Annotated in this window: 14 protein-coding genes and 4 tRNA genes; 6 read left to right on the top strand and 12 right to left on the bottom strand. The window is 45.9% G+C overall.

Features of this window, described 5'->3' with window-relative positions:
- Nucleotides 1-426: 426 nt before the first annotated feature.
- The 7 genes from AZH43_RS10405 to AZH43_RS10375 all read right to left on the bottom strand — a co-directional run bounded on the left by AZH43_RS10405 (nt 427) and on the right by AZH43_RS10375 (nt 3,240).
- The gene (locus AZH43_RS10405) at nt 427-1,068 is read right to left on the bottom strand and encodes a fumarylacetoacetate hydrolase family protein (RefSeq protein WP_067669374.1); all 642 of its coding nucleotides are present in this window, start codon (nt 1,066-1,068) and stop codon (nt 427-429) included.
- A gap of 40 nt (nt 1,069-1,108) precedes the next feature.
- Nucleotides 1,109-1,606, bottom strand: a complete 498-nt coding sequence (locus AZH43_RS10400) for a YcxB family protein (RefSeq protein WP_067669372.1) — start codon at nt 1,604-1,606, stop codon at nt 1,109-1,111.
- Between the two features lie 361 nt (nt 1,607-1,967).
- A tRNA-Arg gene (locus tag AZH43_RS10395) sits at nt 1,968-2,044 on the bottom strand.
- Between the two features lie 226 nt (nt 2,045-2,270).
- Nucleotides 2,271-2,720, bottom strand: a complete 450-nt coding sequence (locus tag AZH43_RS10390; RefSeq protein WP_081406806.1) for a dihydrofolate reductase family protein — start codon at nt 2,718-2,720, stop codon at nt 2,271-2,273.
- A gap of 213 nt (nt 2,721-2,933) precedes the next feature.
- Nucleotides 2,934-3,010 (bottom strand) — tRNA-Arg (locus AZH43_RS10385).
- Between the two features lie 48 nt (nt 3,011-3,058).
- Nucleotides 3,059-3,135 (bottom strand) — tRNA-Arg (locus AZH43_RS10380).
- A 15-nt stretch (nt 3,136-3,150) separates the two neighbouring features.
- Nucleotides 3,151-3,240, bottom strand: a tRNA-Ser gene (locus tag AZH43_RS10375).
- A 264-nt stretch (nt 3,241-3,504) separates the two neighbouring features.
- Here AZH43_RS10375 and rnr point away from each other — a divergent pair.
- From rnr to AZH43_RS10350, 5 genes are all read left to right on the top strand, one after another.
- Complete coding sequence (gene rnr, locus AZH43_RS10370; RefSeq protein ID WP_193786452.1) at nt 3,505-5,964, top strand: ribonuclease R; 2,460 nt, start codon at nt 3,505-3,507, stop codon at nt 5,962-5,964.
- Nucleotides 5,965-6,041: 77 nt separating this feature from the next.
- Nucleotides 6,042-6,596: a hypothetical protein gene (locus AZH43_RS10365; protein WP_067669392.1), complete on the top strand. Its 555-nt coding sequence runs from the start codon at nt 6,042-6,044 to the stop codon at nt 6,594-6,596.
- Nucleotides 6,597-6,668: 72 nt separating this feature from the next.
- Nucleotides 6,669-8,699: a M3 family metallopeptidase gene (locus tag AZH43_RS10360; protein WP_067669368.1), complete on the top strand. Its 2,031-nt coding sequence runs from the start codon at nt 6,669-6,671 to the stop codon at nt 8,697-8,699.
- A gap of 49 nt (nt 8,700-8,748) precedes the next feature.
- Nucleotides 8,749-8,958 carry a YheV family putative zinc ribbon protein gene (locus AZH43_RS10355; protein WP_171254458.1) on the top strand — a complete coding sequence of 70 codons (210 nt, stop codon included), beginning with the start codon at nt 8,749-8,751 and terminating at the stop codon, nt 8,956-8,958.
- A gap of 15 nt (nt 8,959-8,973) precedes the next feature.
- The gene (locus tag AZH43_RS10350) at nt 8,974-9,402 is read left to right on the top strand and encodes a hypothetical protein (protein WP_067669365.1); all 429 of its coding nucleotides are present in this window, start codon (nt 8,974-8,976) and stop codon (nt 9,400-9,402) included.
- 447 nt (nt 9,403-9,849) lie between these two features.
- Here AZH43_RS10350 and AZH43_RS10345 read toward each other — a convergent pair whose 3' ends face one another.
- From AZH43_RS10345 to AZH43_RS10325, 5 genes are all read right to left on the bottom strand, one after another.
- The gene (locus AZH43_RS10345) at nt 9,850-12,048 is read right to left on the bottom strand and encodes a TRAP transporter large permease subunit (RefSeq protein ID WP_067669363.1); all 2,199 of its coding nucleotides are present in this window, start codon (nt 12,046-12,048) and stop codon (nt 9,850-9,852) included.
- A gap of 226 nt (nt 12,049-12,274) precedes the next feature.
- Nucleotides 12,275-12,859 (bottom strand): rhombosortase, encoded by a 585-nt coding sequence (rrtA, locus tag AZH43_RS10340; RefSeq protein WP_067669361.1) that lies wholly within the window; start codon nt 12,857-12,859, stop codon nt 12,275-12,277.
- 77 nt (nt 12,860-12,936) lie between these two features.
- Nucleotides 12,937-13,980, bottom strand: coding sequence for a hypothetical protein (locus tag AZH43_RS10335; RefSeq protein ID WP_067669359.1), 1,044 nt, complete (start codon nt 13,978-13,980; stop codon nt 12,937-12,939).
- A 516-nt stretch (nt 13,981-14,496) separates the two neighbouring features.
- Nucleotides 14,497-14,880 (bottom strand): hypothetical protein, encoded by a 384-nt coding sequence (locus tag AZH43_RS10330; RefSeq protein ID WP_067669357.1) that lies wholly within the window; start codon nt 14,878-14,880, stop codon nt 14,497-14,499.
- Complete coding sequence (locus AZH43_RS10325) at nt 14,873-15,130, bottom strand: FAD assembly factor SdhE (RefSeq protein ID WP_067669355.1); 258 nt, start codon at nt 15,128-15,130, stop codon at nt 14,873-14,875. Before AZH43_RS10325 ends, AZH43_RS10330 begins: the two co-directional genes overlap by 8 nt.
- Nucleotides 15,131-15,313: 183 nt before the next feature.
- On the opposite strand from AZH43_RS10325, the gene AZH43_RS10320 reads away from it, so the two are divergent.
- Entirely contained in the window at nt 15,314-16,486 is a 1,173-nt protein-coding gene (locus AZH43_RS10320) for an acyl-CoA dehydrogenase family protein (RefSeq protein ID WP_067669353.1), read from the top strand.
- Nucleotides 16,487-16,805: the final 319 nt, after the last annotated feature.

Genomic DNA, 16,805 nt, shown 5'->3' with positions numbered 1-16,805 from the left:
KWASKGAMAMAMKYTKWMMSYAYWSSACKSKMYTYMGRYTACGCCAATGCCTCCGCCTTTATTAATATGTTTAAACGCTGGATGAATCTGACGCCTGATCAGTTTAGAAAGCTGAATCACCACTTATAATCCGCTCGTGCTATCCATAACAATGAACTGCATGCAATATGCGCAGTTTCAGTGCTGGATAATCAAGGGCTTATTATTATGAAACGCGCCCGATGACGCTCTAGTAAAACTTTGCGATGAAAACATTTGAGAGTCAGGTGAAAAGAATAACTGAAATCCGTGCAGAATGAGCACATGAAGGCCGCTTGCCATCCTCTTAAACGCCAAAAGATTTATCTTCAGGCAAATAAAAAAGCATTCCATCATAAAAAAAGACCGCCTTATAGCAGTCTTTTCTTGATTCAGCTTAATCTGAATTTACTTCACAAAAGTCGTCCACACATAATTCTGTGCCTTGCCAATTAAAGTCATTTTCAGCTTTTCACCCGGCTGTAGGGCAGCTACACCCGCTGGCGTACCCGTCATCACCACATCACCGGCTTCTAGGCTAAACACTTGACTGATGTCGGCCAGCAATGAACCAATATCAAAAATCAAATGAGAAGTGTCGCCTTTTTGGCGCAGTTCATCGTTTACATGCAGCGTGTAGTGCACATCATTCCAATCGCTCACCACATCATTCACGGCGACCCAGTCTGACAAAATGCACGAACCGTCATAAGCTTTTGAACGCTCCCACGGCTGGCCCTTTGTCTTAAGCTCATCCTGCAAATCGCGCAAAGTTAAATCCAAGCCCAAAGTTACCGCGCCAACAGCCTCCAAAGCTTTAATCGGATCGGTTTCTCCCTTTAATGGGCGGTCAATACGCAAAGTCAGTTCGCATTCATAATGACAGCTGCCTAATGCAGTATTCCATGCAATGCCGTCTTGCAGCGAGCCGAGCGCGCTTGGCGGCTTTATAAATAAAACCGGACGATCCGGTATCGCATTTCCCAGCTCTCTGGCATGATCTGCATAGCTGCGGCCCACACACACAATTTTAGATGGACGTATCGTCATGGTCTTCCCTTCCTGAACTATTACAATTTACGGTCTAAACTTACTTTTTAAAGGTATTTTCAAACAGCGTTTGGTCGGCTGGATTGGCAAAAGCGCGTTTAGGTACAATAACCACCGTGCGGTTTTTCATTTCCAGCATATACGTCAATTTACCTGATGCGAAATTTTCTATATCACTATAATTGAATACATTTTTTCGGCCATTGGCATGCAGCTCGCCATGATCCTGATACAGATCCATGCCCTGCTCGCTTTTGCCGAATTGATATTTTACAAACTGGCGCTTGAACATCATCGGTAAAAACCAATAGCGCATCAAAATCTGCATAATCAGAAAAAATGCGCCTAAAGCGACATAGTAGCGGCCAACACCGTTAAAGCCTAAATAGAATCCCCAGACAATAATGCCGATACTGATCACTGGAGTGATAAAGCGGGTGAATTGCTTTTTGCCGAAAGTCGCTAAAGCAAAGCCGTCCTGCGATTCTTCCAAATTTAAAAAATAACGCAGCGATAAGGCAGGTTGAGTATCAGACATACGCGTACAAGCACATCATTTATAGAAATTGAGCTAAATCTTACACCAAAACATGCCATTTTCTTATTCTTTTCCAGCTCCGCTGAATGGATTTCGTCAATCCTTCCCCGCCTAAACAAGCTAAAACACAGCAAACCCTAAATGCTTAAATAAGATGCAAGGTCTTTATACCAATCAAAAATACCTCACTGCATACACTGCTGCGCATCTTCTGCGGCACAGCCATTCAAGCCCGCGCCAAGTTTACCCTTAGAAGTTCAGCAAAAATAAGATAGCGGTGAGACGTTTTTTAATATCTCAAAATACAAATTTCAGGCACAAAAAAACCGCAGCATGTGCGGTTTTTCAGTCTTGATCAAGTTGGTGCGCTCAGAGAGATTCGAACTCCCGACCCCTTAGTTCGTAGCCAAGTGCTCTATCCAGCTGAGCTATGAGCGCGACGTCTTGATGGAATGCATTATACGTGATTTTTATATTTTGTTAAGCGCTTATTTGTATAAATGGAACTGAATGCCTAGTATTTAGGCATATCCGCTAAAGATCATCAATCTACAGCATTCAGCCGTTCATTCTATCGCGGCGCTCTTGAATTTGAGCAGGCTGAAGCACTACTGAAAGCCGTATCTGCTGCTCTGCCAGCAGCATTATTTTTAAACTCCCGCTTTCAGGCCAGACTGCCGGTTTTTACAGCGCCGCACTTCACATAGCGGGCAAAAATCACGCCGCCAGCCGTCACTGAATTTTCCTTCAGCGCATAAGCCGCAGGGACTGCATTTTGCGCAAATAAACGCTTGCCTTGACCGAGTATCAGCGGAAAAATCATCAGCTGCAGTTCATCAACAAGATCATGCGCGAACAACGCCTGTGTCAGCCGAGCGCTGCCATGCACTTTAATGGCCAGACCGTCTTGAGCTTTCAACTTCTTTACGTCCTCGATCTGCCGCAGAAAAACTGAATTATTCCAGTCAGAATGCTCCAAGGTGGCAGTCAGCACATATTTGGTCACTTCATTGATTCCAGGCCATTGCGCCGCATGCGCAGGCCAGTAAGATTCCCAGATTTTAAACGTGTTCCGCCCCAGCAAAATATCCATCGGCTGCATCCATGCCGGCATAATGGCCTTTAGCGCCCCATCGCCTTCGGTAAAATAAGGCGCAATCCAGCGTCATGAATTCCTGAACAATGATTTTTCTCACCGTATGCATTTCCTCTGCATTTTGCGGACAGCGCCTGATGATTTTTATACTAGTCTTATTTTTAGAGTTGAAGGCAACAGGTAAAATTCAGACACAAAAAAACCGCAGCATGTGCGGTTTATTGTTCAAGTTGGTGCGCTCAGAGAGATTCGAACTCCCGACCCCTTAGTTCGTAGCCAAGTGCTCTATCCAGCTGAGCTATGAGCGCTAAACTTGTGTGCCTTTACGGCTTACGTTACTTTTCGTGTTTACTTATTGGTGCGCTCAGAGAGATTCGAACTCCCGACCCCTTAGTTCGTAGCCAAGTGCTCTATCCAGCTGAGCTATGAGCGCGACATAAGTAAAGCGTGGCGGTGAGAGAGGGATTCGAACCCTCGATACAGTTACCCGTATGCGTCCTTAGCAGGGACGTGGTTTCAGCCACTCACCCATCTCACCGTAACGTGGCGCCATAATACAAACTTAACCGCTGCACTGCAAGCAATGCCTACTGTTTTTTTGCATTTTTTTGCTCAATTAAATATTTTTTAAACAATTTCAGGAAAGTTTTGATCTGATTGGATAAAAAAACAGCCTATTGCATTCATAAAAATGGCAAACGTCGTAAAATGCAGCTTAAAACACAATATTGCAATCATTTGCGTGCAGTCTAAGACCGCATGACTTATGCTAAACCTAATCTTCTGACTTGAAGCCAAAGACATTATGAAAAATTGGGTCGATCCTGAAGCAAAAGCTGAAGCCGAACGTTACGAAAATCCAATTCCTAGCCGAAAGCTGATTTTGGAAACTCTTGAACAGCGCAAAACCGCGCTGTCTCATGCCGATTTTGTCGAGCATTTTGAAATTGCCGATCAAAAAAGCATTGACGCCCTAAGCCATCGCTTAATTGCCATGGTGCGTGACGGACAGCTGATGAAAGACGGCTTTAAATTTCAGCTGGCTGAAGAACAGCCCACCCATGAAGCAACGGTCTACATTAACAGTAAAGGCTTGGGTACAGCCAATATCTCAGGTCAGGATGATCTGCTGCTGCCTGAGCGCGAGCTGCGTCAGGTCTTTAACGGCGACCGCGTCAAAGTGCGTCAGACATCGGTAGACCGCAAAGGCAAAGCCTGGGGCTTTATTACAGAAGTCCTGCAGCACCGTGTCAAAGAAATTATCGGCAAAGTGTCTGTGCATGAAGGCGAATACTTTATACAGCCCGGCAATCCAAATGCGCATCAGCCGATTACTTTAGAAAAAGAGCTGATTGAGCACGCCAAAGTCAAAGTCGGCGATTCCATCCGTGTCGCCATTGACACCTACCCAACCAAAGAAGAATTTGCGACTGGCCATATTGTGCAGTCTATGGCGGATAAGGCAGACACCGAAATCATCATCCCGCAAACCATTTTAGAATTTGGCTTGCCTTATGAATTTCCGGAAGCTGTCATTCAGGAAGCTGAAAGCTTTAAAGAGCCGGCTGAAAAAGACCGTGCAGGCCGAGTTGACCTGCGTGATTTGCCGTTAGTCACCATTGACGGTGAAGATGCCCGCGATTTTGATGATGCCGTTTATGCAGAAAAACGCGCTGGCGGCGGCTACCGCGTAGTGGTTGCCATTGCCGATGTCAGCCATTATGTACGGGTAGGCAAACCGCTGGATGACGAAGCGCAGGAACGCGGTACTTCGGTGTACTTCCCGCATTTTGTATTGCCGATGCTGCCGGAAGCGCTGTCGAATGGCCTTTGCTCTTTGAATCCAGATGTTGACCGGCTGTGCATGGTTTGCGACTTAAAACTGTCCCGCGCTGGCCGTGTAACAGGTTATGAGTTTTACCCATCGGTCATGCACTCTAAAGCGCGCCTGACTTATACACAGGTTGCGCAGTATTTTGAGGGTGACAGCCAAGCGGTTCCAGAAAACCGCGACGTACGCAAGTCATTGAATACCCTGTTCCAGCTGTATCAAGTCTTAAAAGGCTTGCGTGCAGAACGCCATGCAATGGAATTCGAAACAGTCGAAACCTACATGACTTTTGATGAGCTGGGCGGCATTAAAGAAATTCTGCCCCGTTCACGCAATGAAGCGCACAAACTGATTGAAGAATGCATGCTGCTGGCCAACGTTGCTGCAGCGGACTACGCATTGAAAAATGAAATTCCAATGCTGTACCGCGTGCATGAGCCGCCAGAGTTTTCCCGCATTCAAAAAGTCCGTGATTTTGTGAAGCTGCTGGGCATGAATTTTCCAGAACAGCCGACTCAGGCCGACTATCAGGCAGTCATTGACGCCACCAAAGACCGGATTGACGCGCCAAGCATTCATGCTGTTCTTTTGCGTTCAATGATGCAGGCCTACTACGGTCCGAACAATGCCGGCCATTTCGGTTTAGCATATGAAGCCTATACGCATTTCACATCGCCAATCCGCCGCTATCCTGACTTGCTGCTTCACCGCGCGATTAAAGCGCATCTGCAGAAAAAACCATACCCGCTGTCAGGCGAATCGTTAAATGATGCGGGCGAGCACTTCTCGGCAACCGAACGCCGTGCAGATGAAGCGTCCCGCTCTGTTACTGCTTGGCTGAAATGCCATTATATGCAGCAGCATTTAGGTGAGGAATTTGTCGGCACGATTTCTGCTGTCGCGGAATTCGGCTTGTTTGTCACCCTCAAAGATCTGTATGTTGACGGCATGGTGCATGTCAGCCAATTAGGCGATGACTTCTTTGTCTTTGACCAGCCAAGCCAAAGCCTGGTTGGAAAAGGCCATGGCCAAACGTTCAGCCTAGGCGATGAAGTTAAGGTTAAAGTCGCTGGCGTGAATTTAGAAGAGCGTAAAATTGATTTTGAATTGCTGCAGCAGCTGACACACGGAGGCCGTGCTGTACGCAGCCGCGCGCCGCGCGTCGCTAAACCGGTACAGCGCGGCGATGCACGGCCCGCCCCGCGTGGAGACGCAAAAGAAGAAGTCTTTTCTGAACAGGGCAAAGCCCCTGTCAGTGAAGACGGAGAACGCCCCATTCGAAAGAAAAAGCCAAAATCAAAACCAAGCTCTTACGGCGCAAAGTCTGATAAAAAATCTGCAGCGAAGTCTGAAGCAAAGGCTAAAGCTAAAGTAAAGAAAAAAGCCAAGGTGAAAAAGAAAAAGTCGAATGCGAAAGCCAAGACTGAGTAATTTTTACTTAAATGAAAAAGAGCGCTTCGGCGCTCTTTTCTTTACAATCAATAAATTACATAACAGGAAAACAAAAATTGGATGCAGTAAACATTTTGACACTTATCATTTCATTATTAGCATTACTTGTTACTTATGTGGTATTTAAATCGGATCAACAGCCTCAAATTATTATTTTTGCAACACCTCATTATGGAAAACCTTCGTTAATTCAACTTCATGTAAAAAATATAGGGAAATCAATAGCTGAAAACATCCATATATCTAGTGATCAACCAATACCTAGAGGAGCATTTGGTATTTCACGTTTAAATGAACTACAAAAGAATTTTGAAAGCGGGATATTTAAATATGGAGTAAAAGTTTTTCCACCTAATCAAAGTTATATATATGATTGGGGACAATTTGGTGGACTGAAAGAAGCTTTAAATCAAAAACCAATTACTTTTAAAGTCACCTATTTATATAAGCACCCATTAAACTTATGGAAAACTAAAGTTACCGATATCTCAATTATTGATATAAATGAATTAGAAGCATTACCAGCATCTGATGGTGGTTTAATCGAGCAAATGACAAATATAAATAAAGAATTAAGGGCATTAAACACAAAAATAGATAAAAAATTTTAGATAACTTGATTTCCCTGTGCTTAAGCCTTACATCTACTCATAACACAGCATATTTTATACGGCATTAAAATCATGACATTAGAAAAGGCAACCTTGCCCGTTCCGCAATTCGATCAAATTCAATTAGATCAGCTGAAATTACAAATTGAACAAGCCATTCAGCATGGACAGGCTTTTTTAAATGCGCTGTCAGCGGTTCCAGACAACATTCAAGCGCAGCTGCAGGTGCTGGAAAAAGTCGACAATCTTGAAAACAGCATGAGCGAATCCTGGGGCGTGCTGTCGCATTTAAATGCCGTAATGAACAACACCGAAACGCGTGAGGTTTATCAGGCGCTCTTACCTGCGCTCAGCGAATATTACACCGCCATCGGCCAGCATACAGCGCTGTATCAAACCTATCAGCACGTTCATGACAACAGCATTTTTAGCACCCTGCCAGTTGCACAGCAAAGCGCTGTAAAACTTGCCCTGCGTGATTTCAAGCTGTCCGGTGTCGCTTTAGAAGGTGAAGCCAAAAAACGCTATGCAGAAATATCTTCACGGCTGTCTCAATTGTCTTCTGATTTTTCCAACCACGTTTTAGATGCAACACAGGCCTATTTCAAACCGCTGAATGAAGCGCAGCTGAAAGGCCTGCCGCAAAGCAGCATCGACTTATTGACGCAATACGGACAGCAGCGTGAACTGGAACAGCCTGCGGCAACTTTAGATATTCCCTCTTATCTTGCCATTATGACCTATGCGGCAGACCGCGAATTGCGGGAGGAACTGTATAAAGCCTACACCACCAAAGCCTCTGAATTAGGCGGCCACCCCGAATTTGACAATACGCCCGTAATGGAAGAAATTCTGAGCCTGCGTCAGGAAATGGCGAAGCTGCTGGGTTTTCAGAATTACGCAGAACTGTCCTTAGCCAGCAAAATGGCGCCGGATGTTGAAACCGTCAATCAATTTTTGGTTGATTTGGCTGAACACGCGCGCAAGCCTGCAGAAAAAGAAATTGCTGAGCTGAAAGCCATTGCGGCGGCTGACGGCGTAACTGAGCTGCAGCCTTGGGACACAGGCTATTACGCAGAAAAGCTGAAAATGCAGCAGTTCAATTTATCTCAAGAAGCGCTCAAGCCTTACTTCCCTGCACCTAAAATCCTGCAAGGCCTCTTCAGTATCGTGAACCGCCTATACGGCATCAATATTGTCGAACGTGAAGCGCCGGTTTGGCATCCGGATGCCCGCTATTTTGAATTGGAAGATCAAGGCACTGTGGTCGGCGGTTTCTACTTTGACCTGTATGCCCGCAGCGGCAAACGCGGCGGCGCATGGATGAGCGGTTTCCGTTCGCGCATGCAAACGGCTCATGGCCTGCAAAAACCAATTTGCTACATGGTCTGCAATTTCACGCCGCCTGTGGGCGATCAGCCTGCCTTATTAACGCATGATGAAGTAAACACCTTATTCCATGAATTCGGTCACGGCCTGCACCATATGCTGACAGAGGTAGACAATATCGCCGTCGCCGGCACACATGGCGTAGCGTGGGACGCTGTAGAGCTTCCTAGTCAATTTATGGAGTTTTGGACTTGGGATGCAGACAGTTTAGACCTGCTGAGCGAGCATATCGAAAGCAAGGAATCCTTGCCAGATGACCTGCTGAAAGCGCTGCTGGATGCCCGCCATTTCCAGTCCGGCATGCAGACACTGCGTCAAATTGAATTCGCTCTCTTTGACTTAAACATCCACAAACAGACACCGGCGTTAAATGCCGCGCAAATTCAAGCCGTACTGGACGATATCCGTCAAAAGTATGCTGTTGCGCCAAATACCGGCTATAACCGTTTCCAGCATGGGTTCAGCCATATTTTTGCGGGCGGCTATGCAGCTGGTTATTATTCATACAAATGGGCCGAGGTTTTGGCCAGCGACGCCTTCGACCGTTTTGAAAAAGAAGGCATCTTCAATACACAGACTGGAAAAGAGTTTCGGCAGTTTATTCTAGCAGTTGGCGGAAAAGATACGGCGCTTGACGCATTTATCAATTTCCGCGGACGCGAGCCAAAAATAGATGCGCTGCTTCGTCATCAAGGTTGGACGAACGCATCATAAAACGCTTAAACTATTGGCCTTAGTTTGATTAAGGGTAAGTAGGATGACCATTAAACGCCGTTTCATTGCTGGAGCAAAATGTCCAAAATGCCAGGCGTTAGATCGGGTTGTCATGCTGACTTCAGGCGACGACGAATGGATTGAATGCATTGACTGCGGTTACAGTGAAAACCGGCCGACCCATGTGGAAGCGCCGGAAGTGCCCGCTGTTCCTGACGATGTCGGTGTCATTCAATTCAAGCCTCGCCAGCCGAAATAACAACAAGGCTTTTATATGATTGAAGATCAAAGACATAGCCCGAAACTTTTAATCGGGATTGCTGGGGGCTTAATTGCGGTGATCGCGCTGTTTATGACTTATCAGTGGATGATAGCGTCTAATGCAGAAGATCTGCCGCAGCATCAGGCGGATGCCTTGCCTGCAAAAGCGGCGCCCGCAGAAGCAGTCAAAGCGCCTCCTGCGGCTGCATCTGAAGCCGCAGCAAATACCGTAAAATTGGTTGAAGAAGATATCTTAAAAGCGCCTGTCCCTGAAAATGCGTCTTTAGCTAAAGAAGAAGTGGCCAAACTGCAAGACATTCAATCGCAGCTGTCTGAACAAGAAAAATCACTGAATGCGCAGCATGCTGATGCGGATCAGTTGATTAAATTAAAAGAAGAGCAGATTAAGCTGCTCGAAGCGCAGCTTGCTCAAAAACCATAATCTTATCAATTTATATAGGCTGGAACCTTGCCGGTTTCCAGCCTTTTTTATACTTGAAACTTCCCAAGCAGAAGCAGCTGACACAGATGCCAGCTTTGCTTTCCCGCAGATTTAGTCCTCACAGGCTCGCCAGCATCTGGCGGTCAATGAACCATTCCTGCTTTCCCTTTTTAGTATTCCCCTTGGCATCATTCTTAGCAAATGTTCAGGGCTTAGGTTTATTTAAATGCAGTTCAGCCCTTCAATGGATGCAGGCATCGGAATTTTGGTATTGAATACAGAATTCAAAAATGAACCGTGGCCACCGGATTGAATTTGCCTTCATACCCCGCCATGCGGCGGATAGCTTTCTGCGGCAAAATATCTACTCAAGCCGGCCAAGCCATTCAGAAAAATTAAAAAGCGCCCGAAGGCGCTTTTTAATGATTCGTGACGCAATGCCACGGTTTAATGATACCAGCCGAATAATTTAAAAATATACGGCGCATACGTCACCACCAGCAATGACGGGAACAAGACCATAATCGGTAAAATCCAGCGCTCATAGCGATAGTAGAAACTGTTATACATTGCTTTGGCTTCTGCATCCGCTGCGCGCACTTCTTCATCTCCGACAGACAAGCGTGTCAATAAATGATTCAGCGCAACAGGCGGTGATACATAACCCAGCTCAAATGCCACCAGTACAATCATCCAGAAATGAATTGGATGAATGCCATTTTCATAAGCTACAGGCGCAATGGTCGCAGCGACTAAAATAACTGCACCAAATGGGTCGGTGGTCATGCCGACAATCGCCAGCAGCAAAGCAATAAAGGCTAAGGAAATATAGATATTGCCCAAATGCGTCGGCAGCATTTCTACAATTTCAGTCCGCTCAATTAAACCGCCGACACTTGCTGACAATGCCATTAAAATAATCAGCGCGCCAATATGTCCGACAGTTTCAGAGGATGCAAACCAGATTGAACTGCCAAAACCGCGGCGGTTGCTGCCATGCCCGCCATGCTCACGCATAAATTCGGAGCTTTGCTCATGCTTCAAGGCAATATCAGCATGCCGGTCTATAGGCTCTTTGACAAAGCGGTCAGCGAACCAGCGGTCAAACATAATATAAGAAATCAATAGAATCGGCAGAATGACAGGCGCAGTAAACTCATCCATCTGCGTATCTAAACCATATTTGTAGAATGCAATCACAATGAAAGTCAGCACAATATATGGAATTACAGGAATGAAGGCTTTGAGCATGCCCGGCACTGCCACTTTCGGCGAATTCACGCGGAAGCGGGTCTCAGCCAAAAATAGCGAAATGCCCAAGAAAATAAACGCTGTCAGCCAGAACACATAAATACCGTGATCAAACAGCTCATCCGAAGTCACATGGCGGCTGTCCAGCATTGAAATTAAAATGATCAGCAGGCATGGCCGGATCACAACCCCTAAAGAACCGGACATCGCAGAAACAGCCAGTGCAAACTGACGGCGTGAGCCAGAGTTCCAGACTTCCTTATAAATGATCGCACCGGCAGCGACAACAAAAATGCCCGATGCGCCGGTATAGGCTGTAGGAATGGCCGCGGCAATCAAAATCAGCCATGTCAGGGTTTCAGGCGCCAAATTCCAAGGGCGTAAAATACCCAAAAATAAATCCATGATGCGGGTTTGCGTCAACAGCATACCGGCCCAGATAAATAAGGCCAAGTTCAAGAAAATTCCTGAGAATTCAACCAGCTGCCCCAAATAAATCCCCTGCCCCATTGGATAGTCCATGAAGAAGGTAAAGGCAATGCCTGTAATGATCGCCATATAAGCGTACAGCGGCACACTGAGCAGCCCTAAGCCAATATTGCCGGGGCCTTCCTGTTTCGCTGCCGGCGGCTTAAAGAACTGGTAGATGCTGATGAGCATCACAATGCCAAACAGGGCCAGCCACAGCCAATACACAGCCAGTGTTTCACCCGTCGATTTCACACCGGAATTCAGCACAGAGTTGAATTGGCTATACACTGAAAAAGTCAGTAACCCATTGCCGACCGCCATGAACAGCGCATAGACTTTGTAATCCAGCTTAGTCGTTGGCGCACGCAGGCCGATATGGTGGAATTTAACTGAAGCGGTAATTGCTGAAACCAGCACCATCAGCAGTAAAATTAAAACACGGTTTTCAGAGCCGAATTTAAAAATGCCGAAGAAAGTGGTTTCAATAGTCCGATAAGTGCGGATGCTTGGATGATCATCCAAATATTTTTCAGCTTTGTCGTAAAATTGGTATTTTTCTTCACACTGCTGCACTCCAGCCATGACCGATGCACGCACATCAGCTTGAGAAGACGTGCCAAAAATATCGGCAAATTCATCATTGGCGTTCTGCTTCATTTGCGCCTGAACCAGCGCATCCACATTCGGATGGCGGTTGCAGTCCGGCTTTACGGGCTCTGCGCGCAGAAAGGAATACTGCATGCCAATGGATTCATTTCCATACAGGCGCTCGCCGGTACGCAGCAGCTGGCCATGGATCATCTCACCCGTGCCAATAATGAGCGTCAGCAGCAATAAAATTAAAACGACGAGGGTCGAAATCCACTCGTTCCATAGATAACTTAACAGACCTTGCCCTGATCTGCTGTGTTCATTATTTTGCATGAGCTGTCCTATTTTTTATTTTTGGATACAGAACACTAAAGCGCTGTATCCTTGTCCCTTCGGCTGAAAAAGATCCTTTCTCCAAGCCTATTGCTTTCTTATTCATTGCAAATTTGCATTACTTTTCAGTCTTTGAAAATGACAATATCTATTTTCTTTTATGTTTTAAATGTCAACTTTGTCACTCATGCACCTAAATCTATTTTGAATTCAAATGTATCCTGCTTCATTCATGCATGTAGCGGTCTGTAAAATGCTCTATCAATAAGTACGCGCTGGCGGTACCAATCCCCCAGATCACCCCCAGCAGATGCGCCTCCACCAAAATAGGACTGCCGATCAGCTGTGCAGTCCCCATACTGCCCACCGTATTTTCCCAAATCAGCTTGGATAAAATCAGAAACAGCACCAAAGCGGCAAAATTGCGTTCCCGCTTATAGATCAAATGCACACAGGCCACCGCAGCGTATGCGCCATGCAGCACCCCGGACAGTCCTGCATACGCGTCGATATCGGGCAAGAAATAATAGAAGCTCAGGCTGATTAACGGCGGCAGCACCAGCAGCAATGCGGTGAAATGCCAAACAGATGCGCGAGGAAAAATAAATGGCAAGCACATGAAAGCCAGCATATTTAAAAAATAATGAATCCAGCCCACATGCACCCAATGCCCAGTCCATAATCGCCAAGGCTCAGCGAACAGCAGCGCATGAATATAGAAAAAATATTCTTTAAATACTTGCAGGCATGCGCAGATCGAGAACACGGCCGCCAAAAAAATGATTTTTCGAGTTAGATGGTGATCTTTCATGCGCACTCCCTGTGTGCGTCCTCAAATAAAAGAGCAAATATTCTCAATACTGCATTTATCCTTCTATTTATTCAGATTTACTCACTTTTTCCATCAAACAGCTCATCTAAATCTGATGAATTGCTCGACTCATCCCAGAACTGCTCCATGCCGTCATCTGCAGTCCGGACCCCTGTATGTTCTGTCCAATAGCGGTCTGAAATGCCTTTAACCATCGAAGCCGCCATGCTGTCAATCAGCTTGAATTGAGGATTCACAGGCTTCTCATCACTGCGCGCCTGAGCAAAGGTTTTGAGTGCATCACGGATTTTTGCATCATCACCGCTGGCTTGCGCTGCCACGGCATACATCGCATGCGATAGGCGCACGCCTTTTTGCTCACCAATTTTCGTCGACTGCTTCAGCGTTTGATAGGGATCCGGCTTACCCTCTCCTGCGCCTGGCAGCAAGGTCCAAATCACTGCGCGGGTCGCTTCAGGCGCCCCCCAGAATTTTTCATTATTCAGGCAAGCCATGCCGCGTTCGACCACAGCCGCAATATCTTTCGGCACATTCACCGCACCGCCGGAATTGATGTCATTGGTCATCGACTGCAAACCGCTGAGCATACCCAGCAGATAAACGGTTTGCTCAATATCGCTGTTCATTTTAGGACAGCTTTCACCCAAGGCTTTTTTGTATTTCTTTTCATAGCGGTTCTGAAACAGCTGATAGCCTGTGTATTGACGCTGCGCCGCCAATGCAGCCCAGCGCTTTTGCTCAATCCGGGCATCCTGCGCTTCACTCACCTGATTGGCTCGAGACGCTCTTAAGTAGCGCAATTCTGCATCCAGCGCTTTTTGCTCTGCGCAAATGCCGGCAGCAGAATACATCAGCACCGCAACGCGGGTGGGATCTGCTCCCATATCTTGAGTGGCCATAATGGCTGGGGTCAATGAATTCCCTGAATTGCAGACCATTTCAGCATCATCCATAGCTAAAATAGGCGGTACAATATGGTTTTCGGTAAATCCTAGCGCAACATTTGCGCCTGTTTTCACAACTTGTGAACAACCTGTTAATAATGTAGTTGTTATTGCTATTGCTGCCACACCTTGGCATATTTTTTGGACGCTCGACATTTTCCTGTCCTCTATAATTGTGTTTATGTCCATATCGACAAACATATCAGAAGCAATTTCCGAATTAAAGAGCATTTACTCTAATACCGGCTTGCACTTTGCCATGGAATTCAAAGCGTGAAATTGACTGTATTTTAAGAAATGACGAATTTTAGGCAAAAAAAAGCAGCATTGCGACGGTTCGGCACATGCTGCTTATTAAAGGGTAAAGTGCCTAAACACTTAATTTTGTGCAAATCGTTCCTTCAGCACAGTTCCTAGCCGTCCTACAACAATTGCTAACACAATTGCTACTGCCAGAAACGTCCAAGTTGGATAATCCATCTCGTACTCCGCTTGCTGTTGGTAAGATATAATGTACATAAAAGAAAAATGCGGGGCTTTTAATATTGTCAGACAATCGATAGTTTATGCCAATTTCATCCAATCCTGTCTGACAAAAGGATATAGGTATAATAATAGGTATTTGTTTTTATTTAATTTTTAAAAATAAACCGTAAACAGCGTGTCAGACAATCAGATCATTTTCGCCAATATCTTAAAAGATTTCCATTGTCTGAACGGCATCTGGTCGCACCAGACAATAATCGGCTTGGTCCGCACATGCTGAAAATACACCACCACATACGCTTGATGATCAATAATATGGCTGATCTGGGCCCGGCTTTGGCAACCGGATGCCGAGAGTGTCCACTCCTTGCCATCAAGATAATCCAATCCCGTAATTTGCGGCGTTTTGCGGTAAAACATCAGATAAACCCAGCCGCCCAGCAATAAAAATCCGCACCATAGCGCCAATGGCAGCAGCTGATATAAAACCGTCATCAGCACACAAAAAACACCCAGCTGAAACAGCAGCGCCAAATAGCTGCGCTTCAGCTGAAAACTGCATTTATCCATGAACGTAATGCTTGAGTTTCTGAATAAATGTTTTTAGCTCAGGGCGCGGCGGTTCGCTGACTTCCATAAACCAGTCCAGCAAATCCGGGTCTTCCTGCTCGACCAGCTCGGCAAACATCTCTTTTTCGAACGGCTCAGCCTGAAGATAATAATTTCTGACATAAGGGTCAAAATAAACATCAATTTCTTTTAAACCGCGCCGCGCACGGTAAATCACTTTGCGTTCTTCTAATGTGATTTCATCACTCATCATCTTCCCCAGTAATTTTAAGCTTCCATATTTTACCCGATCCTGAGGGCTTTGTTTGCATCATTTATTGAAATTGGCGAAATCCTCCAGCAATACCGCAGCAATTGATCATTCAGCCCATTGCCGTGATTTTCCACATCTTATAGCTTGAAAGCACTTAAATAAAAACTCAGGAAAACCACAATGCAGTCAGGAGCTATCCGCCCTCTTCCCAATATGCTGCCGCGCAAACTGTTCAGTGAAGAACATGAAGCTTTCCGTGATACTGTCCGAAAATTTTATGAAAAAGAAGTGGTGCCGAATATTGAAAAATATGAACAGCAGCAGCATGTTGACCGTGATTTATGGAATAAAGCCGGTGAATTGGGGCTGCTCTGCTCGACGATGCCTGAAGCCTATGGCGGATCAGCGGTCAATCGCCTTTACAGTATGATTTTGATTGAAGAACAAGCCTACGCCATGGACTCCTCTACAGGATTTTCACTGCATTCGGACATTGTCGCCAACTACATCAATAATTTTGGCAATGAACAGCAAAAACAGCGCTGGCTGCCCCAAATGGCATCCGGAGAAACCGTGACCGCCATTGCCATGACTGAACCGGGTACGGGTTCAGATTTACAGGCCGTCCGCACTACCGCAGCAGTAGATGGCGATGACTATGTCATTAACGGTTCAAAAATTTTCATTACCAATGGCTATCTTTGCGATATGGCGATTGTCGTCTGCAAGACAGGGCATGCTGAAAAGGGTTCGGCCAATTTATCGCTGATAATGGTTGAAGCCGACCGTCCGGGATTCAGCAAAGGCAAACCGCTGAATAAGATCGGCATGAAGGGTCAGGATACCTGCGAGCTGTTTTTTGACAATGTCCGTGTTCCTAAAAAAAACCTGCTGGGCATGGAAGGCATGGGATTCATGATGCTGATGAAAGAGCTGGCTTGGGAGCGCATGCTGGTCGCAATTATCTGCCAAGCGGGCGCAGAGGCGGCATTTGCCCACACGGTGCAATACACCAAAGACCGCAAAGCTTTTGGAAAAAGTGTATCCAGCTTTCAAAACACCCGTTTCAAGCTGGCAGAATTACGCACTGAAATCGATTTTTGCCGAACCTATTTAGACCGCTGCATGGAATTGCAGCTGACAGAGAGCCTTGGTATTGATGCTGCTGCTGCCGCCAAATATAAGATTTCAGACATGTTCTCTAAGGTTGTCGATGAATGCCTGCAGCTGCATGGCGGCTATGGCTATATGCTGGAATATCCGATTGCCCGCGCTTATATCGACAACCGGGCAAACCGCATTTACGCAGGCACCAATGAAATTATGAAAGAACTGATTTCTAGAAGCCTGTAGGCTTCACGCTGGATCTAGAGTCTTCTTTTTGAAGGCTCTTTTACAGCCAGCCGGCGTATTTTTCTCAAAATTTGCCGCTGAAGCCTAAGGCCCGCTCCAGTTTTATTTCTTCATCATCAATTGTGAATCCGGTCATCGACCTTAAGCCCCGTAAAAATACAGCAGTGATAATGCGGCTATAATTCAGTGATCTATATAAATCCATTTGCAGGATTAAATTCAGATACATTAAAATATCCATCAAACTGAAGCATCACTACATGATAGCTTCTGCACTGCGATCCAATCTACGCAGCCCATACAAATGACGCTTAGTTGT

This window comes from Acinetobacter pragensis, assembly GCF_001605895.1.
Classification (GTDB): Bacteria; Pseudomonadota; Gammaproteobacteria; order Pseudomonadales; family Moraxellaceae; genus Acinetobacter; species Acinetobacter pragensis.
The sequence above is the reverse complement of the archived record's forward strand: the minus strand, read 5'-3'. Positions and strand labels throughout refer to the sequence as shown.

What these genes read in the sequence shown, in the direction of transcription:
- AZH43_RS10405 (WP_067669374.1), bottom strand. Translation starts at nt 1,068, where the DNA reads ATGACGATACGTCCATCTAAAATTGTGTGTGTGGGCCGCAGCTATGCA.
- AZH43_RS10400 (WP_067669372.1), bottom strand. Translation starts at nt 1,606, where the DNA reads ATGTCTGATACTCAACCTGCCTTATCGCTGCGTTATTTTTTAAATTTG.
- AZH43_RS10390 (WP_081406806.1), bottom strand. Translation starts at nt 2,720, where the DNA reads ATGCCGGCATGGATGCAGCCGATGGATATTTTGCTGGGGCGGAACACG.
- AZH43_RS10360 (WP_067669368.1), top strand. Translation starts at nt 6,669, where the DNA reads ATGACATTAGAAAAGGCAACCTTGCCCGTTCCGCAATTCGATCAAATT.
- AZH43_RS10350 (WP_067669365.1), top strand. Translation starts at nt 8,974, where the DNA reads ATGATTGAAGATCAAAGACATAGCCCGAAACTTTTAATCGGGATTGCT.
- AZH43_RS10345 (WP_067669363.1), bottom strand. Translation starts at nt 12,048, where the DNA reads ATGCAAAATAATGAACACAGCAGATCAGGGCAAGGTCTGTTAAGTTAT.
- rrtA (WP_067669361.1), bottom strand. Translation starts at nt 12,859, where the DNA reads ATGAAAGATCACCATCTAACTCGAAAAATCATTTTTTTGGCGGCCGTG.
- AZH43_RS10335 (WP_067669359.1), bottom strand. Translation starts at nt 13,980, where the DNA reads ATGTCGAGCGTCCAAAAAATATGCCAAGGTGTGGCAGCAATAGCAATA.
- AZH43_RS10330 (WP_067669357.1), bottom strand. Translation starts at nt 14,880, where the DNA reads ATGGATAAATGCAGTTTTCAGCTGAAGCGCAGCTATTTGGCGCTGCTG.
- AZH43_RS10325 (WP_067669355.1), bottom strand. Translation starts at nt 15,130, where the DNA reads ATGAGTGATGAAATCACATTAGAAGAACGCAAAGTGATTTACCGTGCG.
- AZH43_RS10320 (WP_067669353.1), top strand. Translation starts at nt 15,314, where the DNA reads ATGCAGTCAGGAGCTATCCGCCCTCTTCCCAATATGCTGCCGCGCAAA.